At 35.2% G+C, this 21,385-nt stretch carries 21 protein-coding genes; 7 read left to right on the plus strand and 14 right to left on the minus strand.

What is annotated here, in order from left to right; genetic code table 11:
- Positions 1-168: 168 nt before the first annotated feature.
- From truA to CO726_RS14715, 6 genes are all read right to left on the minus strand, one after another.
- Entirely contained in the window at positions 169-906 is a 738-nt protein-coding gene (gene truA / locus CO726_RS14690) for a tRNA pseudouridine(38-40) synthase TruA (RefSeq protein WP_099684863.1), read from the minus strand.
- A gap of 56 nt (positions 907-962) precedes the next feature.
- Positions 963-2,342: a 23S rRNA (uracil(1939)-C(5))-methyltransferase RlmD gene (gene rlmD / locus CO726_RS14695; protein ID WP_000615206.1), complete on the minus strand. Its 1,380-nt coding sequence runs from the start codon at positions 2,340-2,342 to the stop codon at positions 963-965.
- Between the two features lie 10 nt (positions 2,343-2,352).
- Positions 2,353-3,216: a DNA-3-methyladenine glycosylase family protein gene (locus CO726_RS14700; protein ID WP_099684761.1), complete on the minus strand. Its 864-nt coding sequence runs from the start codon at positions 3,214-3,216 to the stop codon at positions 2,353-2,355.
- Between the two features lie 59 nt (positions 3,217-3,275).
- The gene (pdaA, locus tag CO726_RS14705) at positions 3,276-4,058 is read right to left on the minus strand and encodes a delta-lactam-biosynthetic de-N-acetylase (RefSeq protein WP_099684762.1); all 783 of its coding nucleotides are present in this window, start codon (positions 4,056-4,058) and stop codon (positions 3,276-3,278) included.
- Positions 4,059-4,184: 126 nt separating this feature from the next.
- Entirely contained in the window at positions 4,185-5,705 is a 1,521-nt protein-coding gene (gene fumA, locus CO726_RS14710; RefSeq protein ID WP_099684763.1) for a class I fumarate hydratase, read from the minus strand.
- A 205-nt stretch (positions 5,706-5,910) separates the two neighbouring features.
- On the minus strand, positions 5,911-6,093 hold the full coding sequence (locus CO726_RS14715) for an SE1561 family protein (protein WP_000513558.1): 183 nt from the start codon (positions 6,091-6,093) through the stop codon (positions 5,911-5,913).
- Between the two features lie 213 nt (positions 6,094-6,306).
- Here CO726_RS14715 and yfkAB point away from each other — a divergent pair, with 213 nt between their 5' ends.
- On the plus strand, positions 6,307-7,434 hold the full coding sequence (yfkAB, locus tag CO726_RS14720; protein WP_000156008.1) for a radical SAM/CxCxxxxC motif protein YfkAB: 1,128 nt from the start codon (positions 6,307-6,309) through the stop codon (positions 7,432-7,434).
- 35 nt (positions 7,435-7,469) lie between these two features.
- Here the strand turns inward: yfkAB and CO726_RS14725 are convergent, their stop codons facing one another.
- Positions 7,470-8,267 (minus strand): YfkD famly protein, encoded by a 798-nt coding sequence (locus CO726_RS14725; RefSeq protein ID WP_099684764.1) that lies wholly within the window; start codon positions 8,265-8,267, stop codon positions 7,470-7,472.
- A 79-nt stretch (positions 8,268-8,346) separates the two neighbouring features.
- Positions 8,347-9,402: a calcium/proton exchanger gene (cax, locus tag CO726_RS14730; protein WP_000482144.1), complete on the minus strand. Its 1,056-nt coding sequence runs from the start codon at positions 9,400-9,402 to the stop codon at positions 8,347-8,349.
- 179 nt (positions 9,403-9,581) lie between these two features.
- Between cax and CO726_RS14735 the strand changes: the two genes are divergently transcribed.
- From CO726_RS14735 to CO726_RS14745, 3 genes are all read left to right on the plus strand, one after another.
- On the plus strand, positions 9,582-9,998 hold the full coding sequence (locus CO726_RS14735) for a pyridoxamine 5'-phosphate oxidase family protein (RefSeq protein ID WP_000550219.1): 417 nt from the start codon (positions 9,582-9,584) through the stop codon (positions 9,996-9,998).
- Between the two features lie 155 nt (positions 9,999-10,153).
- Positions 10,154-10,300 carry a BH0509 family protein gene (locus CO726_RS14740; protein WP_000817786.1) on the plus strand — a complete coding sequence of 49 codons (147 nt, stop codon included), beginning with the start codon at positions 10,154-10,156 and terminating at the stop codon, positions 10,298-10,300.
- 156 nt (positions 10,301-10,456) lie between these two features.
- The gene (locus CO726_RS14745) at positions 10,457-10,885 is read left to right on the plus strand and encodes an EamA family transporter (RefSeq protein WP_099684765.1); all 429 of its coding nucleotides are present in this window, start codon (positions 10,457-10,459) and stop codon (positions 10,883-10,885) included.
- 12 nt (positions 10,886-10,897) lie between these two features.
- On the opposite strand, the gene CO726_RS14750 is transcribed toward CO726_RS14745, so the two are convergent.
- On the minus strand, positions 10,898-11,491 hold the full coding sequence (locus CO726_RS14750; protein ID WP_098759370.1) for a DedA family protein: 594 nt from the start codon (positions 11,489-11,491) through the stop codon (positions 10,898-10,900).
- A gap of 474 nt (positions 11,492-11,965) precedes the next feature.
- On the opposite strand from CO726_RS14750, the gene CO726_RS14755 reads away from it, so the two are divergent.
- On the plus strand, positions 11,966-14,728 hold the full coding sequence (locus CO726_RS14755) for a tetratricopeptide repeat protein (RefSeq protein ID WP_099684766.1): 2,763 nt from the start codon (positions 11,966-11,968) through the stop codon (positions 14,726-14,728).
- Positions 14,729-14,771: 43 nt separating this feature from the next.
- On the opposite strand, the gene lepB is transcribed toward CO726_RS14755, so the two are convergent.
- A complete protein-coding gene (gene lepB, locus CO726_RS14760; protein ID WP_098759372.1) occupies positions 14,772-15,308 on the minus strand; it encodes a signal peptidase I in 537 nt (178 codons plus the stop codon).
- Between the two features lie 186 nt (positions 15,309-15,494).
- Between lepB and CO726_RS14765 the strand changes: the two genes are divergently transcribed.
- Positions 15,495-15,779, plus strand: coding sequence for a hypothetical protein (locus CO726_RS14765; protein WP_071742188.1), 285 nt, complete (start codon positions 15,495-15,497; stop codon positions 15,777-15,779).
- A gap of 53 nt (positions 15,780-15,832) precedes the next feature.
- Here CO726_RS14765 and CO726_RS14770 read toward each other — a convergent pair whose 3' ends face one another.
- On the minus strand, positions 15,833-16,513 hold the full coding sequence (locus tag CO726_RS14770; RefSeq protein ID WP_098759373.1) for a lysoplasmalogenase: 681 nt from the start codon (positions 16,511-16,513) through the stop codon (positions 15,833-15,835).
- Positions 16,514-16,635: 122 nt separating this feature from the next.
- The gene (locus CO726_RS14775; protein WP_098759374.1) at positions 16,636-17,586 is read right to left on the minus strand and encodes a DMT family transporter; all 951 of its coding nucleotides are present in this window, start codon (positions 17,584-17,586) and stop codon (positions 16,636-16,638) included.
- 271 nt (positions 17,587-17,857) lie between these two features.
- Here CO726_RS14775 and CO726_RS14780 point away from each other — a divergent pair, with 271 nt between their 5' ends.
- Positions 17,858-19,783, plus strand: coding sequence for a heavy metal translocating P-type ATPase (locus CO726_RS14780; protein ID WP_099684767.1), 1,926 nt, complete (start codon positions 17,858-17,860; stop codon positions 19,781-19,783).
- Positions 19,784-19,968: 185 nt separating this feature from the next.
- Here the strand turns inward: CO726_RS14780 and CO726_RS14790 are convergent, their stop codons facing one another.
- The gene (locus tag CO726_RS14790; protein WP_098759377.1) at positions 19,969-20,838 is read right to left on the minus strand and encodes a YihY/virulence factor BrkB family protein; all 870 of its coding nucleotides are present in this window, start codon (positions 20,836-20,838) and stop codon (positions 19,969-19,971) included.
- 6 nt (positions 20,839-20,844) lie between these two features.
- The gene (locus tag CO726_RS14795) at positions 20,845-21,360 is read right to left on the minus strand and encodes a DUF4075 domain-containing protein (RefSeq protein ID WP_099684769.1); all 516 of its coding nucleotides are present in this window, start codon (positions 21,358-21,360) and stop codon (positions 20,845-20,847) included.
- Between the last annotated feature and the right edge of the window lie 25 nt (positions 21,361-21,385).

Raw genomic sequence — 21,385 nt, forward strand, 5'->3', positions numbered from 1 at the left:
GACCAAACTTCTCTCGCTAAAGAAAGTTGGCCTATATTTAACTTACCAAATTACAGATGAAATAGAAAGTGAAAATGTCACCTTTTAGGTGACATTTTCATTGACAAAATCTTTTTTCAACAACGTGTAAAAAAATCGAGCTACTTAGCTCGATTTTTTTATTTGCCATTAAAACTCAACATGCTCCAAATACAACCCACTCGCATCAGCAAGGCAGTTAATTTGATTGCGTTGTTTCGCCTCTAAAATGTGTGGAATTGCTTCTGCATCTAATTGTCCTAATCCAACTTCAATTAATGCTCCAACAATTTTTCGTACCATGTTATGGAGGAATCCGTTACCACTTACTCTAATTTGTACAAATCCAGCCTCTTCCATCACTTCAAGTGAATATATTTCTCGAACCATAGACTTTTTCTTTGATTTCGCATTTGAGAAAGCAGTAAAGTCATGTGAACCAACTAAATGTTTCGCAGCTTCTTTCATGTTTTTCACATTTAATTTTTTACTCACATGCATGCTGTATTTACGCATAAATGGATTCGTATGCTCTTCATTCCAAATCTTATAAAGATATGTTTTTGCTTTAGAATTATAACGAGCATGGAAGCGATCATGTACTTCTTCTACATTCGTAATGCTAATATCATTAGGTAAATATTGATTTAAATATTTTTTCACTTTATGTTCCACTAACTTCTCATCACTTTGAAAGTTAGCAATCTGATTCAAAGCATGTACACCAGCGTCTGTTCTACTACAACCGATAATTTCAATTTCTTTTCCGACCATTTCAGATATGACACTTTCGATTTTTCCTTGAATCGTATTATCGTTATTACCGAGACGTTGCCATCCTTTAAAACGTGCACCGTCGTACTGAATTGTTAATTTATAATTATGCATAATATTCTCCTTCATAGAAAATATTCCCCCATAACATGAGGGAATATGAATACACTTTACTTTCTAACAAGCTTCACTACATTTTCTACATGAGCTGTGTGCGGGAACATATCAACTGGTTGTACATATTCCACTTCATAGCTCTTCATTAATGCTTGTACATCACGTGCTAATGAAGAAGGATTACACGATACGTAAACAACTTGTTTCGGCTTCACTTTTAAAATTGTTTCCAATAATTTATCATCGCAACCTGTACGTGGTGGATCGACAACAATTACATCTGGACGCCATCCTTCTTTTACCCATTTTGGTAACCATTGTTCAGCTTTACCTGCTTCATATTTCGTATTTGTAAATCCGTGACGCTTCGCATTTTTTCTTGCATCTGCAATTGCTTCTGGAATTACATCCATACCACGTACTTCCGCTGCATCATTTGCAAGCCAAAGACCGATTGTACCGACGCCACAATACGCATCTACAATTTTCTCATTGCCTGTTAAAGCAGCGGCTTTTTTCGCTTCATTATATAGTACAACTGTTTGTTCTGGATTCAACTGGAAGAATGCACGTGCTGATAATTCAAATGATAAATCACCAAGTGTTTCTTGAATTACTTCTTTTCCAGCTAATTTAAATGTTTTATCACCGAAAATAACAGATGTTTTACGCCAGTTTACATTTTGCATAATTGATTTAACAGCTGGCATCTGTTTTTGTACTTCTGCAATAAATTGTTCTTTGTTTGGCAACTCTTCTTTTGTTGTAATAAGTGTAACTTGTACTTCCCCTGTTTGAACTGCAGTACGTGTCACAATTGTACGTACTAAACCTTTTTGTTTTTTCTCATTGTAAATAGAAACATTTAATTTTTCTAAAATACGTCTTACAACTTTTGTCGCTTCATTCGTTGCTTTATGTTGAATCATACAATGAGCAATATCAATTAACTGATGTGAGTTTTGTTTATATAGCCCTGTAATAACTTTTTCATCTTTACGCCCCACTTGTAATTGACTCTTATTGCGATAATGCCATGGATTTTCCATGCCAAGTGTTGGACGAATTTTCTCTTCCATACTGTTTTTCATGTACTTCTCAAATGCTTGTACAACGATATCACGCTTTTGATTCAATTGTTCTTTATAATCTAAATGTTGCAATTGGCAACCGCCACACTCCTCATATACTGGACACGGTGCTTTCACACGATGTGGTGAAGCTTTACGAACTTTTTTCACTTTCGCTTCAGCGAAGCCACGCTGAATTTTCGTCGTTTCTGCAACAACTTCTTCTCCTGGTAATGCCCCTGGAATGAAAACAACTTGTCTCTTAAAATAACCAACGCCTTCTCCGTTAATCCCAAGACGTTTAATTGTCACAGGAAACGTTTGACCAACTTCCAACTTACTCTCATGTTGCTTTTGTATCATTATTACACCTCTACTCTATACTTTTCCATAAATATAACGCTGCATAACTGCAGTATGGTTCACACTCTTGTTTCACTTTTTCTAAAAATGCATCATCAGGTTTATCCTCTAATCGAAATATCCCTTGTACTGCACGCTGAATCCCAATGTCCGCTTTCGGAAACATATTTTTCCGTCCAAGCCCAAACATTAAAAAATTTTGCACTGTCCATGTACCAATCCCTCTAATTGGTAACAATTGTGCTGAAACCTCTTCTTCCGCCCTGGTTTCTATACTCGCTAAGTCTAATGTACCGCTGACAATACTTCGACCTAATCCTACTATATATTCAGCCTTTCGTTGACTAAACTTCTGCTCTCTCAATTCTTCTATTGAAATATTTGCTACTATTTCCGGAGTGGGGAAAAAGAATACACCGTTCTTCTCTGTTCCATATCGTTTCACAAACTGTTCTGTTAATACAGTAGCAAATTTCAAATTTATCTGTTGATGAATGATACAGCGAAGAAGACAAGCAAAATAATCAAATTCTAAAATAATTGGAGTATAAGCATATGTTTCAAATAGTGGACGTAATGATGTGTTTAAAAAATGATTTTGTATATCTTGAAACGGTTCATTCCAATGAAAAATGGCCCTCATTCGTTTCATGACTTTCTCTGGATCTCCTGTCTGACTAGAAATCCAAAACTGTGGATTTTGAACAGTACCAATCCCTTGCAGGCGAACAACAATCTGTTCCTCGTCTATACAAAGCGGGACATAAATAACTTTCTCATCTAATTGAATGACGTTAAGAGGATCAAAAGATAAACGTTTTAATACTTCTTCAAAATGATACGGATACTCTAACGTAACATGTTCGCTCCACATACGTTTCCCCATCCTTTTTACACATCATTATAGCATGAGAAAACCGCAAGCATACATGCTTACGGTTGATTGCTTTTTACTAAGTCATCTAGACTTTTAAAATGATACCCTTTCTCGCGCAAATCATCAATGATTTTCGCAAGTGCTTCTGCATTATCTTTTGATATCGCATGAAGTAATAAAATAGATCCCGGATGAATCATCGTCATGACATTATTATGTGCATATTGCCATCCTCTTTGCTCGTCCACTTTCCAATCCAAAAATGCAAGTGACCAAAATACATTATAATAGCCCATTTCTTTCGTAAGAGCTAACGTTCTTTCACTGAACACGCCTCGCGGAGGGCGTACATATTTCACTTCTTTTTGCCCCGTTACTTTTTTAATTTCCTCTGTTACACTCGTTAATTCTTCACGAAGTTTCGCATCATTTACCGTTGTAAAATCAGGATGACTCCATGAGTGGTTTCCAATGATATGCCCTTCATCCTTCATTCTTAACAATAAATCTTTTTGTGTTTTAATATAATGCCCCGTTACAAAGAAAGTTGCTGGTACTTTTTTCTCTTTTAGTACATCTAAGATTTTCCCTGTGTATCCATTCTCATATCCATTATCAAATGTTAAATAAATATCTTTTTTCTTCGTATCTCCTAAATAAAACCCGCCATTTTTTTGTAGTAAATCTGTATATAACTTTCCTGCATCTGGTACTGTTTCATTTTTAGGACGCGGGATTCCCCAGTTATGTGGAGTATTTGTATAAGCTAATGCTGAAACTGGAACAAGTGCCATCATAATTGAAAAAATGAGACCGACATATAACCATTTATATTTCATAAATAGTCTCCTTTCCATATATAATCGTACTTGTAGTTTCTGTCGCTATGTATTCTTTCATGCTGAGCATGTTTTTCTATATATACCAAAAAAATGCATCTCGAATGATTCGAGATGCATTTTTGTTTACTTAAATACTGGCTCTTTAAAGCTCGCTAATTTTTCAAGTGATGTTTTATCAACATCTGCATGTAAGCTATTACCATGAGAATCCATCGTTACAACTGCTTTAAATCCATCGATACGTAAATGCCACATTGCCTCTGGAATACCAAATTGTAAGAAATCAACAGCTTTCACTTCTTTAATACATTCAGCATAATATTGCGCTGCACCACCGATTGCGTTTAAATATACACCGCCGTGTTCTTCTAAAGCCGCTAATGTTTTCGCACCCATACCGCCTTTACCAATGACAGCGCGAATACCGAATTTCTTCATAATATCGCCTTGGTACGGTTCTTCACGAATACTTGTCGTTGGACCTGCCGCTTTAATTTGCCAATTGTCATTTTCATCTTTCACAACAACTGGACCACAGTGGTAAATAATTTGTCCATTTAAATCTACTGGACAATCGTTATCCATTAAATGCTTATGGATTGCGTCACGACCTGTATACATCATGCCATTAATTGTTACAACATCACCAACGCGGAGTTCACGAATTTGCTCTTCTGTAATTGGTGCTTGTAATACAATCTCACGTTGCTCTGTTTTTTCTTGTACTTCATGCTGAAGTGTATCTTCACCTTCTTGATATAGCCAATCCATAATATCTCCTGTTTCAGGATGGATTGTTACGCCAAGGCGGCGATATGCCCAGCAATTATACGCCACAGATACGTAGAAGCTAGCTGGCAGACGGTTATACACACCAATTTTACAGCCAAGTAAAGTTGTTTCTCCGCCAAATCCCATCGTACCAATGCCAAGCTTATTCGCATTTTCTAATACGTACTCTTCAAGTTGTTGTAACTCTGGGATTGGATTGATATCATCTAATGTACGGAATAATTGATTTTTTGCTAATTCGTAACCTGATGTGCGGTCTCCCCCGATACCAACACCAATTACACCTGCACTACACCCTTGACCTTGTGCTTGATATACTGCATGAAGAAGGCATTTACGAATCCCTTCTAAATCACGGCCTGCGCGTCCAAGTCCTTCTAATTCACACGGTAAGCTATACTGAATATTTTTATTCTCACAGCCACCACCCTTTAGAATTAAACGTGCATCAATATAATCTTTTTCCCATTGTTCAAACTTAATAACCGGTGTACCTGGCCCTAAATTATTTCCACTATTGTCTCCAAAAAGAGAATCAACAGAATTGGGACGAAGTTTACCATCTTTTGTCGCCCGCTCAAGCGCATTATAGATAGCCTCCTTCAACTTTAATTGATTCACACCAACTGGTGTATAAATTTTAAACGTTGGCATCCCTGTATCTTGGCAAATTGGTGAGATGTTATCATCAGCCATTTTAATATTATTCGTAATGGTGCCAAGTGCCATCGCAGAACGAGTCCCTGCATTTTCTCGCTCTTTCGCTTGTTGTATCGCACGACGAACATCTTTCGGTAAGTTCGTTGACGTTTCAACAATTAGTTGATACATGCTTTCTTGAAGCTTTTCCATTGTTACTTCCCCCTCAATTGTGAACGCTACCAAAACGTTATGAGATGAAATCCCATTGTTATGCTCTTCAGCTTTTTATTTGTTTCACGCTATTAAAGCATAGATGAAATTTTTCACAACTTGATTATACCTTTTTTTCTATCGTCCTTCTATTATCCTTACAGAAAAAGGCTGCCAATTTTGTATTGGCAGCCTTTTTAATATATTATTCGTCTTTTTTAAATTGCTCACATTTTAATTCTAATTCATCTAACATCGCAAGAAGACGATCTACATCTTCTAACTCTACTTCTTCAGGTTCAATTGTATCAATTACTTCAATGAACATATTTAAACGTTCCTTTAAATATACTAATTGTGTATCTTTATCTTGAATTGCTTTTCCCATGAAGGCACTCTCCTTTTAATTCGAGTTGCTTTTATTATACCGCAAAAATGATTGCTATGGGCATGAAATTTCATCAATTTTGTCACGGTTATTCGCTATAATGTAAGCCCTCTCTCTTTTTCCGCTAAAAAGTTTCGCTTTATAAAAAGCACATATTCTTCTATTATAGAGAATGGACAAATTGTTATTTCAATAGTCAAAGGAGTATTTCATATGACGATATCACAAAAAATGAAGCCGATTACTCCTTCTTACGATCCATGGGAAGCGTATATGGACCTTGAAGAGTACGGCAAACTACTATTAACAAATGTTGAATTTACAACGACGACGTTATGCAATATGCGCTGTGAGCATTGCGCTGTTGGTTACACGTTACAGCCGAAAGACCCGAATCCGCTTCCGATGGATCTTTTATTAAAACGATTAGATGAGATTCCTCATTTACGTTCTTTAAGCATTACTGGCGGAGAACCTATGCTTTCAAAAAAATCCGTCGACAACTATGTAACACCACTCTTAAAATATGCCCATGAACGAGGCGTTCGCACTCAAATCAACTCAAACTTAACTATAGATTTAGCACGTTACGAACAAATTATTCCTTACTTAGACGTATTGCATATATCTCATAACTGGGGAACAATTGACGACTTCGTTGAAGGTGGATTTGCAATGATGGAGCGTAAACCTACGTATGAACAACGTGCTAAATTATTTGAACGCATGATTACAAATAGTAAGGCTCTATCAGATGCAGGTGTACTTGTATCAGCCGAAACGATGCTGAATAAACGAACTCTGCCACACATTGAACATATTCATCGTCAAATCGTTGACGAAATGGGATGTAAACGTCATGAGGTTCACCCAATGTATCCAAGTGACTTCGCGAGTAATCTAGAGATTTTAACAAAAGCTGAAATTCGGGATGCAATTGAGCATTTACTAGAAATTCGCGATGAAAATGTATGGATGTTATTTGGAACTTTACCTTTCTATGCTTGTAGCGATGACGAACGAGATATTGCCACATTTAAAAAATTACAAGAGAGCAAAAATGTCACAGTTCGTAATGATCCAGATGGCCGTTCTCGTTTAAATGTAAATATTTTCGATGGAAATATTATTGTAACGGACTTTGGTGATGTTCCACTTCTAGGAAACATACAAACAAACACGTTACAAGAAGCGTATGAAAAATGGAGCGCTTCAAAAACAGCAAAATCATTAAGCTGTCACTGTCCTGCAGTAAAATGTCTTGGACCGAATGTTCTTGTAAAAAACAGCTACTATCCGACAGAAGATTTCTTATCAAAAACAGCAAATATTACATTATAAAAAAACGTCAGCTTATAAGCTGACGTCTTTTTATGTTATTGCGAGTGAGAAGAAGAAATGAATTTAAAATACAAATGATCATGAATTGGAATAGCAGCTCCAATTCCTTGAGAAGTAATATTTTTTACAACAAGCCTTTTTTGATTTCCCTTTAACACAAGATACACTTCTCCAAATGTTACTTTGCCTTTTTCATTTACGGCTGGTGTATAAGCATACAAATATCCAAGTTGACTCGGACTAATATTATACACGCGATCATGTCCAGTACCATAACCAATGGTCGTTTTAAATGAAAGGGGCAATTGTACTTTTTCAAGAGCTTTGAGAAGCATCATTTTTTTCACATCTACCGCATCTTTCATATCTGCTGTTAAATCACCCTCAACCGTCTTTTGCGTTTCTTGCTTATAGCGAAGTGGATATAAACGGTCTCCTCCGCGATTATCGTACACATTTCGATTTACTTGTTTATATTCCCAATTAATCGATGTATCAACCGATTCATAATGTAAAGCCCATTGCCCTAAATAAATTTTCGCTCGGTACCCTACCGCAAGCGGCGCATTCGAAATTGTCGTTTCGTTAAACATTCGAATTAAGTCCGGATTTTCAATTTTAATATTTGCTGTTTTCAATAATTCTTGAGCAAACTTACTCGGCTGTAAACGCGGTAAATCTTGCGCATCATTTGGAAATGTATTGTCTTTAGAAATATTTAAAACAGATGAAGGCATTTTTGTTTTTACCGTTGTCTTTGCAAAACTCATGTTAGGAAATAATAGAATAAACGAGACCATAGTTGAAAGACATATGCTGTATACTCGTTTCACCTGTGTGGCTCCTTCCTACGTAAAGGTATATACTACTTTGTTTATTGTTTTCTCTGGGCACAATTGTTATGCCTATTTTTCATAATAAATAAAAACCAATTCCCATAATGACATACGCCGCTAATAAAGTACCGCCTTCAAACCAGTTTGTATCTCCATCATTTGAAATCGCAATCGTTAAGAAAACAGCTGTAATCATAGAAACAAGTTCTGGTATTGTAAATACTAAAGGCATCCTTTGCGTGAAGAACATAGAAAGTAGTACTAATACAGGAGCAACAAACATAGCAATTTGTAACGTAGAACCTATTGCAATTTCCACTGCAATATTTACTTTATTTTTATAGGCCATAATAATTGCAGATGCATGTTCCGCTGCATTCCCAACAATTGCAACGATAATAACCCCTATAAATAATTCTGACCAACCAAATGATTTTGCAACTGTCTCAAATGTATGCACGAGCGCCTCTGATACATAAGCTACCGCAATTGTCGCTATTGCTAAAATGAGTAGTGCTTTACCTTTTGACCACTCTGGTTCTTCCTCATGAGCGACTTCATCACTTTTATGTTGATATACACCGCGGTGCGTAACTAACTTAAATAGCAATGCAGCAAGGTACATAATAATCATAATAATAGAAACACCAATACTTAATTGGTACGTCTTTCCAGCATCCATCTTCATTGAAAAAATCTCTGGAATAACAAAAGCTACTACTACAGCAAAGATTAATAAAGCTGAATTATGCCTTGCATCATACACATTAAAACTTTGTCTTTTGTATTTGAGCCCTCCTACAAAGAAGGATAGCCCTCCTACTAATAATAAATTTCCAAGTACAGAACCCGTTAAAGAGGCTAACACCACCTCAATTAATCCTGCTTGAAGTGCAAAAATTGAAATGATTAGTTCAACAGCATTACCGAAAGTAGCATTTAATAATCCACCTATTCTAGGACCAGATACAATTGCCAAACTTTCTGTCGCTCTCCCCATAAAACCCGCTAATGCGATAATCGTAATGCAATACACAGCGAACATAATTGTTTGAGGCCAATGAAGCGTTTTTCCAAGTACAGAAAGTGGTACCCCAATCAGCGCTACTATAAGAAATATTTTATTAAACATGCTTTCCATCCTTCCATCGTATGTATTTCTCCTCGATATTATTATTATTCTTCTCCTAACTTGTCCCATTTCATCACAATTACGTTTAAAAAATCGGATTGAAGAAAACAGTATGAAAGATATTTAAATTATCTTGTTTAAACAGACAGAATTATAAATTGTGAAAAGGGGTTAAAATTATGCACTTAAAAGAAAAAATCGCAACTATTATTCAAGGTCAACGTACTGGTGTATTATCTACAGTACGAAATGAGAAACCTCATAGCGCCTTTATGATGTTTTTCCATGAAGATTTTGTACTGTATGTTGCAACAGATCGACAATCAAAAAAGATAACAGATATCGAAAACAATCCAAATGTACATGTACTACTTGGGCGTGAAGGAAAAAAATTAGATGAAGATTATATTGAAGTTGAAGGCTTAGCCTCCATCGAGGAAGACTCCACATTAAAAAACAAGTTTTGGAATAATAGCTTAAAGCGTTGGTTACTCGGTCCTGAAGACCCTAATTATGTACTAATTAAAATCAATCCTGACACAATTTATTACATCGATGGTGCCGGTACGACGGAGCCCGAGTTTTTACGACTATAAAACAAAACAAGCCCCCCTTTAGGTGGGCTTGTTTTGTCGAAAAGTTCTTCTGAAAAAAACAATAAAATAGGTGGAACTTTCTAAAGATTCTGTTATATAATAGAATTAACTTAAATAAACTGTATTAAAACAGATTGAGAGGAGAAATAAAATTGATGAAAAGAGAAGAACGCAAAAACATGATTGAGTTTATTGAAAAGAAAAAAGGGATTGAACGTGACGAATTATTGTTTATGACAGACGATGAAGTGGAACATATTTATAATGTAACGTACTTTTTATATGAAGAAATTGCAGAGTAGTATAATAATCCCCACCTTATTAAAAATATAAGGTGGGGATTATTTCGTTATCTATCCAGCTATTTGCGAGGCGGTAAAATCCCACTGATTAAAGTTTCACTTTATACGTGAGAATGATTTTCATGTATAATAATGTAAGATTGGAGGAATTTTACTATGAGTTCATGGCTCTTATTCGCACTATTATCAGCAATTACTGCTGCCCTTGTATCTATTTTTGGAAAGATTGGTTTAGATGGAATCGATGCCAATGTCGCGACAACGATTCGCTCTATTATTATGGCATTATTTATGGTAGGCGTTATTATTATACAAGGTAAATTTCAAAATATTGGCGACGTACTGCTAAATAAAAAAGCACTGCTCTTTATCACATTAAGCGGAATTGCAGGTGCTTCGTCATGGCTATTTTATTTTCTTGCCCTCAAAACAGGGAAAGTTTCACAAGTGGCTCCTGTCGATAAATTAAGCGTCGTATTTTCTATCATTCTCGCGATGATTATACTCGGTGAAAAGTTAAACTTTATGACTGGCGTTGGTGTAGTCTTTATTACAGCTGGTGTACTATTTATTGCTTTCAGCTAAAAAAACCGCTTATTAGCGGTTTTTCTTTTTCTTTATGTAAAACCAGACAACACCTGTAACAACTATTGAAATGAATAAAATCCATATTCCATAATGATGTAAACTATACTCAACGAAACGCCACTTCTCTCCTAATTTCCAGCCAAGTCCAATAAAAACACTTATCCAAATAAGCGCACCACCGTAAGCGTACAAACAAAAACGCCAAAGTGTTAAATTCGACACTCCAGCAAAATATGCTGTTAAATGACGTACTCCTGGGATAAAGTAACCAATCATTAAAAGAAATGGACCATATTTTTCAAATAAAATATGTGTTTTTTCAATGTGATGTTCCTTAATTCTAATTTTCGGCCCATATTTTTTTAAAACAGGGAGTCCAAGTTTTAAACCTAATATGTAACTTAATGTAATGCCTAACATCGCACCAGCCATCCCACTTAAAAAAGCAGCAGTTCCTGACATAACGCCTTTTGAAACGTTATAACCAACGAAGGTCAATAAAAACTCGTCTGGTATCGGTAATCCAACAATCCCGCCAGCTAAAGCTATAATAATTCCAAAATACCCATAATGCGCGATTAACTCGCCAATATGTTGTTCCATTCGGAAGACACATCCTATGCACGATCGTTATTCCACATTGTGCCCTTTCTATCTTTCAGACAAACATGGTATACATATTCACTATACATTGTTTTTATAATGAACTCTACTTCTATCCATTCCTTTAACAGGAAGAAATCGAGCCATTAATGAGTGAGGATTTATTCCTCTTCACTCATTATTAGCACACATCAATCGTACGCCCGACTCTCGCCTACTCCCCTTGTATTCACCGTTTTGTGAAGCGCTCGTCTTACTATCCATAAATAGCGGGATTAAAAAATAAAAATTCATATGCTTGTTTTTTTGTTACAATAAAGGAAAGTTACTTTTCGCAACGGTTTAACTCTCAGGAAAAATGATATACCTAGCAAAAACATAGTTTGGTCGATATAATGCAACTTCTACCTATTAAAAGAACATGCACCCTTTACATACAACATCATTTTTCTAAATTATACAGGGGGAACGAACATGACCATTGAAAATCAATTTATCCAAAAGGTTTACTATAAAACATTTTTAACAGAAGAAACTTCTACTCCAGTATCAGAAGTACTCGGTGAAGCATATATAAATGAATCTACAAATGAATTCTCCAACATTTCTAATATCCGCTTTGCTCAAGGTGAATTTTATTACCAAAATAAAGACTTTGAAGCAGCGATATTTAAATGGGAGAAAGTAAATAACGAGCTTGCACTTTGGGCAACCAAAAATATTGCAGATTCTTATTTTGAACTAGGATTCTTGCCAAAGGCAGAAGAAATGTATCAATCTATCCAAACGGAAGATACAACTCTTACAATGGAAGTTTCCTTACAACTTCTTTCTCTTTATATCGAACAAGAGCGTTTAGGTCTAGCATTTAAGACGATTAGTGAGGCTGTTGCATTTCAACCTGACTATCCAAATATTACTTCAATTGCTCGCTCATTCTATGAAAAACAAGAAGATTGGAATAACGCCATCGAACTTGCCGTTCAAGAAGGCATTCGAACAAAATCATTACACTGGTTTGACACTTTAATCAATTATGTGAATCAAGGATTTACGAAACAAATCAAACCAGAATATTTCTATGAATCTTTAAAAGCTCTATATACAATTGATCAAGTCCAATTTAAAGAACTTGTTATTGTTCTTTGGAACAGCTATCAAAATGAAACATTGCATCTATCTTGGATTCAAACAATAAATCATTTATTCTTACATATTGAAACAGACAACAATGACGATTGGCATGAAATTGTTGAACGCTATCAAGATACGTACCTTGAATTAATTACTGGTGAGCATTTCATGCATGAAATGCAAGGCCTTGTACCCGATTTATTAACAAATTGGTTTAGTTTAACGAAAGCAAAAGATGCCCTATTTGTCTCTGCTGCAGTATTAGCGTGGAATGAAGTTTCACCTACAACTTTAGAGTCATTACTCGTAAAAAGTGCGGGAGCCCTACTCTCTAATTCAACAGCTGAAACAAATGTAAATATGGAAACCGTTTCTCATTTATTCGAAACAATTGCTGTATGGGCTGAAAAAAACGATGTGGATTTAAGTCATCAATTTACATTACTCGTTCATGAACTATGTGATTTAAATGTTACACAATTACTAATAGCGGGAACTAGTGACCATGATAAGTCATCATTCGTCAATTCAATATTAGGAGAGAACATCTTAACTGAGACTGTAACAACTCCTATTCTATTTAAAGATGATAGCCAAACTGAAATAACAGAATTCACTGCGTTAGATGTGCACAATATACCGAACTTTGATGAATTCCATCAAATAATGGCTACACCTTCCGAGTCAGAACTTGAGAAAAAATGCATAGAAATTAAGTTACCAAGTAGATTTTTAAGAAAAAATAAGTTTGCATTTCTTGTTACGCCATCTATTCAAGGGCAAGTGGATAAAAACAGCCCATATTTTGAATACTTACAAGCAGCAGATAGCCTTATTTACGTATTAAATTCTGCTTCACCATTACATGGTGAAGAGCTTGATACATTACTTTATTTACGTGAACAAGTGCCAAACTTACAAATTCATTTCGTATTACACACAAATAGTGCGGACAATAATGAAAAACTAATGAGTAAGATTAAAGTCCATTTCCCAAATGCACAGCTCTTCCCATACTCTCCTTCACAAGAGAGTAGCCAGCAACTTGGGGCCGTGACAGAGTCTATTCTTTCTAATCTGACAGGACGCGACATGGAACAAGAACGTATAGAAAAACTAATATGGTTTACTCAAAAGACAATCGCATACCTTGTAAATGAACGTGTGGAATTAGAAAATACATTAGTGAAATCAGTACGATGGAATAAACATATCTCAGTAAAATTAAACGGATTTATTAACAATCTTACTGCTCTTGAAAAAGATAAAATTCGTTCTATTACAGAATCTTATCTTTTAACGAAAGAAGAAATCACACGAGATATCCATTCTCAAATTCCTGAATTATTACAGAGCTGTTCTGACCTTGTTCAAGAAGATAGTGATTTCAAATTAGTTCATGAAGAATTAAATACTGCAATGAATGAACGAATTCAAAAACATGTACAGCAAGTGCTTCTTCCTAAATTTACTGGGTTTATTCAGGAGTGGATTGAAACAGCGCATAATGAATTTATTCAAGCTCAATCTTATTTAGATGAAATGAGTGAAACATTTAATAAATTATATAAAGAAGAACGCATGAAACTTCCTTGCGATTTCAAATTACTAGATGATTGGCATCGAGATGTTGTACGTATGACAAATAGAATTACAGTATCGAACATCAATATTTTATTACGCTTTACACCGACACAATTTTTCTTAAAGAGTGCGGGAAAACTATTTGGTAACATGCAAAAAAATCAATCTATGCTTGCAAACAAATATAAACAATACATTGAAACGGAAGACTATACGGAAATTGCTCAAACAATCTCAAAACAATTCTTCCTTCAATTTGAAGTATTTGAAGGCGCACTAGAACGAGATATCATGATGTTCTTTAAAGATCCACTTAGCATATTGAAACAAAATGTAGAAGCCGCTCAACTTGAAATACAGGAAGACGAACAAACATTAGCAACGTTAAGAAGCAACCCAGAAACTTATCACGATCCGTTAGCATTCTTTAAACTGCAACTATTGCAGCACAAATTCGTTTTAAGTACGAACAAAAACAATGAAGACGTCTATGAATTTAATCAGTCTCCTACGATTTAACATAAAAAAACCAAGCAAACTGTAATTTGCTTGGTTTTTTACTTTAATTCATTATTTTCATATGTTCAAATGGATAATAAATTGCCGCTAATTCTCCTAGTACATCTGCTTTATCAATAAGTCCTAAACCATTTCTACTATCCCTGCTTATTAAGCGATTATCTCCCATAACAAAAATCTTATTTTTAGGAACTGTAATTGGTCCAAAGTCCTCTGTTAAATTCATAAGTTTTTTTTCAGCTTGTTTTTTATTACTATACAAATACGCTTCCTCTATCACTTCATGATTCACATATAATTGATCATTTCTCACCTCAATGACATCGCCAGGCAAAGCAATAACCCTTTTCACATAAAAATTATCCGTCTTCACAACAATAATATCTTCTCTCCCATAACTTTCAAATTGCTTTGCCAACTTATTCACAATCACCTTATCCCCATCTTGTAATGTTGGCTTCATGGACGCCCCTTTTACAGTCGTAGGAAAAAACACGAAAATTTTCGCTAAAAACACCAACAAACATGCAATTGCAATTGTTCCAAAGAATTCACGCCAACGTTTTTTCTTTTGCATCATTCCACCATCTCATCATCTTTTTACTTTTATTATAAGGACTTCAACTGCTTAATTTCCACAAAATCATGAATTTCAAAATCTGAATATTGCAAACTTATAAATATCAATATCCAAAAATGTATTATTTTGACATGCTATATCTTGCATTTATTATTATATTTTTATTTACTTAGGAGGACTTTTTCTATGAAAGTTATGCTTAAAAATGAAAATACTGGCCAAATTAAGCAAGCAAAAATTGGTTTCAGTTGGACTGTATTTTTCTTTGGTTTCTTTCCTGCTATATTCCGTGGAGATTGGAAATGGTTTTTAATTATTTTAATCGCTAGCATGTTTACATTCGGATTTTCTAACTTAGTCTTCTGTTTTATTTACAACAAGCTTTACATCAACGATTTATTATCTCAAGGTTATAAAGCAGCAGATGAATACAGCCTTTCTGCTCTACAACAAAAAAACATCGTAGCATAGTAACAAAAAAGATACTCTCAAAATAGTCTATCCACTATTTTGAGAGTATCTTTTTATATTCCCACATATACAATACACATTTGAGCCACTACATATGTAAACCAAATCCAAAGTGGTTCATACTTTAATTTGCGCCCTCCAATATCTGTCACACCAATAATAAAATCAGAAATCACAAATAGTAAACCACCAAAAGCTGGTATCCACCATATTCCTGTATTCTCATAGTATAAGGCGAATGCAAAACAAGCCATTCCTCCAACCCACAATCCGTAAATTAGCGCTCCTATAGTAAACAATTTATCTTGTTTATCATTTCGGATAAAGAAGAACCATCCTATAATGAGAAAGAGCCCGTATACGAGTAAACCAATCCAAAAACCGTTCCATGAAATGCCTGTTTGCAAAAATGCTTTTACATAAAAACAATGTGCAAGAGCGAAAGTAATCATCCCTCCAATTAATCGGTGACCAATTGGAATCAAACCTGCCATAAATAAATCTCCTACAGTTGATAACGTCATACCTAGTGCAACCCACGTACTATACTCTACTGATGGATCTTGTAACCAAATCCATATTGCACTTCCTGTTAAAGAAAAACTAAGAATTAGACGCACTGCTAAAGGTAAAGGCATATTATTTCTCGTCTTTTTTGTCTGTCCTATTGCGTACATTGCACCAATAAAAAAAAGAATGATTTGCCCAATTAACACCATGTAAAGTAGATTCATAACATGTTCTCCTCAATAAATGCTTTTTGTATCTTTTTTCGTTACACCTAGTCTATTATCCTTTTTCTATCTAAAAAAAGAAGAACAGTACTGTTCTTCCATTGTAATCGTTTTCACTTTATCTATGCTACTTGTTTTTCTTGCTCCATTTTTTGCTTAGCTGGCGTCCGATTCACCACAATAATTCCGGCGGCTACACACGCTAAACCGAATAATACAAATGAATGAATTGCTTCTCCTAAAATCATGCTCGATAATAACACACCAAATACGGGTATAAAGAACATATACATTGATACTTTTCCAACCTTATTGTACTTCATAATTGTATTCCAAATGCAAAAGCCTGCTGCGGATAAGAAAGATAAATAGATAAGCATAAATATTGCATGTACACTAAATGTAAATGGCATGACTCCAACTTGCAAAGCCCCTATACATAATAGCCCGATAGAACCAAAAATCATTTGGTATGCCGTCATATAGCCAACATCTAATGTTTTACTTCCTTCTTTCGCCAATATATTTCCATATGAATACAACATTGCTGCACTAAGAAGTAATAAGCTACCGATTCCGAAATGAAATGACAAACTACCATCACTCGGTACATTTACTAAAACGACACCACAAAAGCCGATAGAGACCCCAATTATTTTTCTCATATTGAGAGCATCATCTTTATATAAAAAATGCGCGAGTAAAATTTGAAAGAATGATGATGTTCCTGAAATGATAGCTCCTTCAATACCGGAACTATAACTCATTCCAATATAAAAGCATATATATTGCAGAAATGTTTGAAATAAACCAATTTGTACTAACTGTTTCCCCGTCCCCTTTTTGAAATTCATATCTTTTCCTAACACTTTAAAAAAGAATAAAAGCATTACTCCAGATAAAAAGAAACGATAGCCAGCAAATAATATTTGCTCCCCAACTTCTTGTGGCTGAATTCCAAGTTCACCATAACTTAATTTAATAAAAGGGAATGCGCTCCCCCATAAAAAAGTCGCTACTATTGCAGCAATTAATACGCCAATCGGATGGGTAAAAAATTTCTCTGTCTTCACTTGTTGTCTTCCTTTCCGATCTTTTTATGAACAATATTCATATATACCAAAGGTATTGCGAAAACACAAGTTTTCCGTATATACTTGAAACAAAACTGTGCCATCTTATAAAAATATATGATATACTATAGAATAATTACAACATAATAACTATTAAAAACAGATTCAACAGAAATGCTGCTATCCATTATGGATGGCAGCTTTCGTCGTTTTATAGGAGTTTCGATTTTGATTCTTTTTCTCAATAAGAATTTGAAAGGGGCGAGCAATAATGAACTCGGAAGTAAAAACATTATCATCAAAACAAAACGTACCTACTCCATCTTGGATTCAAACACTAAAAAAGCACTATGAACTTATATTTGCAATTGCATCTGGTATTTTCATTTTAGCTGGTTGGTTATTCACAAAAAGCGAGGTCATAAGTGCGGGCATTACTTGCTATATTCTTGCTTATATAATTGGCGGATTTGCAAAAGCAAAAGAAGGCATTGAAGATACAATTGAAGAGAAAGAGCTAAATGTCGAAATGCTCATGCTCTTTGCTGCTATCGGTGCTGCAATTATTGGCTACTGGGCAGAAGGCGCAATTTTAATCTTTATCTTTGCACTAAGCGGTGCAATGGAATCTTATACATTAAGTAAAAGTCAAAAAGAAATTTCAGCACTTCTTGATTTACAACCTGAAGAAGCATTGCGTATTTCAAATGGCACTGAGGAACGTGTTCCTGTTGGACAATTACAAATTAACGACATTATTTTAATTAAGCCAGGTGAGCGCGTTCCTGCTGACGGTACGATTCATAACGGCGAAACAAATATCGATGAAGCTGCTATTACAGGGGAACCTATTCCGAATGAAAAAAAATTCGGTGATGAAGTATTTGCCGGCACTGTAAATTTACGCGGTGCTATCGAAGTTAAAATTACGAAGCCGAGCGATCAAACATTATTCCAAAAGATTATCCGTCTCGTCCAAAGTGCACAAAGCGAAAAATCACCATCACAACTATTTATCGAAAAATTTGAAGGAACATATGTAAAAGGGGTACTAATCGTTGTTGCACTTATGATGTTCATCCCCCATTTCTTACTGGACTGGACCTGGAATGAAACGTTTTATCGCGCTATGATCTTACTTGTAGTCGCATCTCCTTGTGCACTCGTTGCTGCTATTACACCAGCAACGTTATCTGCAATTTCTAACGGAGCAAGAAACGGCATTCTCTTTAAAGGGGGCATACACTTAGAACGCCTCGCTTCAGTAAAAGCGATCGCCTTTGATAAAACAGGGACATTAACACAAGGTAAACCTACCGTAACAGATGTATATGTTCGAGAAAATATAACGGAAAAAGAAGTGCTTTCTATTACAGCAGCAATTGAAAGTCACTCTACACATCCTTTAGCTGAATCTATTGTGAAATATGCACAACATGCGTATGACATTACATTAAAAAAACCAGAAAATGTTGAAGATGTAACTGGTTTTGGGCTAAAAGGAATATTTGAAAGCAAAGCTTATAAAATAGGTAAAGCTGATTTTATCGGTGAAGAAACAAAGACATTTCATAATGGTATTTCTACCTCACTTGAAAAAGAAGGTAAAACTGTCGTTTATATTAGTGATAAGGATGGCATCCTTGGACTTATCGCCTTAAAAGATACGCTTCGCCAAGAAACAATAGCTGCTATTCGCGAATTACAAAGCATCGGTGTCGAAGCAATTATGATTACTGGCGATAATGAAGAAACAGCAAAAGCAATTGCCTCTGAAAGTAATATAAAGGAATATTATGCATCATGCTTACCAGAAACAAAAGTGGAAACGATTAAAAAGCTAAAAGAAAAATACGGGACAGTAGCAATGGTCGGAGATGGTATAAATGATGCCCCTGCACTCGCTACTGCTAGCATTGGTGTAGCAATGGGTGAAGGAACAGACGTAGCTTTAGAAACTGCAGACGTTGTACTTATGAAAAACGAATTATCTCGCCTTTCCCAAGCAATCCGTTTATCAAAACGAATGAACCGTATTGTAAAGCAAAACGTAATCTTTTCACTAGTTGTAATTGCAATGCTGATTTGTTCAAACTTCTTACAATTTTTAGCTCTTCCATTCGGTGTTATTGGGCATGAAGGAAGTACGATTCTTGTCATTTTGAATGGCTTACGATTATTAAAAGGAAACAAATAAAAACGGGTCCCTCATAGAGGACCCGTTTTTTCTAATGATAGCTATTATGCCCGTTCGCACTACTACTCGTTTTATGCTTTGGATGCGAACTACTCTTTTGTTTATTGTTATTTTTATTGTTGTGATTCTTTTTATTATTACTCATGAAATATCCCCCCTGTTCCCTTTTATTATGGAACAAGAGCTCACTTTTCATTACGGGAATTATTGTCACTCGTCCTATAATGATGGAGTAAACCATTAATTTCACCGCCAAGTAAAATTACCCACCCAGTCAAGTAAAACCATAACATTAAAATAATAATACCACCGAGACCACCATATGTATTGGCGTAATTCGCAAACTTATCTACATAATAAGCAAATGAGTACGATACCACAATCCATCCTACAGTAGCAAATGTTGCTCCTGAAATGACTTCTCTTCTTTTTAACTTTCGATCTGGTGCAAATGTATATAAAAAACTAAACAATGCAAATAGCACGAAGAAACTCGCTACTAATCGGGTAATACTCCATACGAAAGAGAAACTATCTGATAAACCGAGTGCTTTAAACACTGCTGCTCCAATAACTTGTCCGAATACCGGGACAATTAACGCAAAGACAATCATAAAAATGATAGCTAATGTAAACACAATTGATAACGCTCTTGTTGTAATAAAAGAACGTGTTTCCTTCACGTCATAAGCGCGGTTAAAAGCATTCATAACCGCATTAACACCATTTGAGGCAAACCATAACATGGATAATAAACCAAATGATAATAAACCACCATTTTGCTGGTTTACAACTTTATCTACATTTACCTCAATTAAGTTCATTGCATCATCTGGTACATAGACCTCTAATAAACTAAGCACATCCTCTGTTTGAATGGGAATAAATCCAAGAAGCGTAATTAAGAAAACGAGCCCAGGAAAAATTGCAAGCAAGAAGAAATAAGCGAGCTGTGCTGCCAAGCCCGCTACATCATCGCGCATCGTCCGGTCATACAAGTCTTTACCAAACGAATAAGTACGATGTCTCCTTACCTTTTCTAAAATTTTTCTCATATATGTTTAAACGCTTTTCTTCTCTTCTTTATCTTGCTTTAACTCAATGTACGCTTCAGTTTTTTTTTCCTCTACATTTGAGTCTTTCATAAATAATTCACGCGCTTCTTTCATACCACCATCTTCAGCAACTACTGGCTCTTCTTCTGCTTTAAACTCATCTACTTTTGGAGATACAGCTTGAATTTCAATCATTTCTGACTTCTCTGCTGGCTCAACCTTTTTCTTACTAAAAATTTCTTTCGTTTCTTTTAACGTCTCTACAACAGATGGCGTCAATTTTTTAATTTCTGCTACTTTCGCTTTTACTACATTGAAATCAGCGAGTTCGCGTCCTTTATCTGTAACAGTTTGCACTTTTTCTTTTATCTTCGCATTTTCACCAATTTCAATCATCTTTGTTTTTGCTTTTTCCGCAGTATTTTTTACTTTTTCACGGTTTTCTTTCTTCAACATAGATACAGCTACACCTGCCGCTACACCAATCGCAATGTTTCGAGCAATATTATTTTTCTTTGCCATATTCCTTCACCCTTTCATTTCTTAT

Origin of the sequence: Bacillus fungorum (genome assembly GCF_002746455.1) — a bacterium.
Lineage (GTDB): Bacteria > Bacillota > Bacilli > Bacillales > Bacillaceae_G > Bacillus_A > Bacillus_A fungorum.

Coding starts and splice junctions, on each gene's coding strand:
- truA (WP_099684863.1), bottom strand. CDS start 906: ATGCATAATTATAAATTAACAATTCAGTACGACGGTGCACGTTTTAAA.
- rlmD (WP_000615206.1), bottom strand. CDS start 2,342: ATGATACAAAAGCAACATGAGAGTAAGTTGGAAGTTGGTCAAACGTTT.
- CO726_RS14700 (WP_099684761.1), bottom strand. CDS start 3,216: ATGTGGAGCGAACATGTTACGTTAGAGTATCCGTATCATTTTGAAGAA.
- pdaA (WP_099684762.1), bottom strand. CDS start 4,058: ATGAAATATAAATGGTTATATGTCGGTCTCATTTTTTCAATTATGATG.
- fumA (WP_099684763.1), bottom strand. CDS start 5,705: ATGGAAAAGCTTCAAGAAAGCATGTATCAACTAATTGTTGAAACGTCA.
- CO726_RS14715 (WP_000513558.1), bottom strand. CDS start 6,093: ATGGGAAAAGCAATTCAAGATAAAGATACACAATTAGTATATTTAAAG.
- yfkAB (WP_000156008.1), top strand. CDS start 6,307: ATGACGATATCACAAAAAATGAAGCCGATTACTCCTTCTTACGATCCA.
- cax (WP_000482144.1), bottom strand. CDS start 9,402: ATGTTTAATAAAATATTTCTTATAGTAGCGCTGATTGGGGTACCACTT.
- CO726_RS14735 (WP_000550219.1), top strand. CDS start 9,582: ATGCACTTAAAAGAAAAAATCGCAACTATTATTCAAGGTCAACGTACT.
- CO726_RS14740 (WP_000817786.1), top strand. CDS start 10,154: ATGAAAAGAGAAGAACGCAAAAACATGATTGAGTTTATTGAAAAGAAA.
- CO726_RS14745 (WP_099684765.1), top strand. CDS start 10,457: ATGAGTTCATGGCTCTTATTCGCACTATTATCAGCAATTACTGCTGCC.
- CO726_RS14750 (WP_098759370.1), bottom strand. CDS start 11,491: ATGGAACAACATATTGGCGAGTTAATCGCGCATTATGGGTATTTTGGA.
- CO726_RS14755 (WP_099684766.1), top strand. CDS start 11,966: ATGACCATTGAAAATCAATTTATCCAAAAGGTTTACTATAAAACATTT.
- lepB (WP_098759372.1), bottom strand. CDS start 15,308: ATGATGCAAAAGAAAAAACGTTGGCGTGAATTCTTTGGAACAATTGCA.
- CO726_RS14765 (WP_071742188.1), top strand. CDS start 15,495: ATGAAAGTTATGCTTAAAAATGAAAATACTGGCCAAATTAAGCAAGCA.
- CO726_RS14770 (WP_098759373.1), bottom strand. CDS start 16,513: ATGAATCTACTTTACATGGTGTTAATTGGGCAAATCATTCTTTTTTTT.
- CO726_RS14780 (WP_099684767.1), top strand. CDS start 17,858: ATGAACTCGGAAGTAAAAACATTATCATCAAAACAAAACGTACCTACT.
- CO726_RS14790 (WP_098759377.1), bottom strand. CDS start 20,838: ATGAGAAAAATTTTAGAAAAGGTAAGGAGACATCGTACTTATTCGTTT.
- CO726_RS14795 (WP_099684769.1), bottom strand. CDS start 21,360: ATGGCAAAGAAAAATAATATTGCTCGAAACATTGCGATTGGTGTAGCG.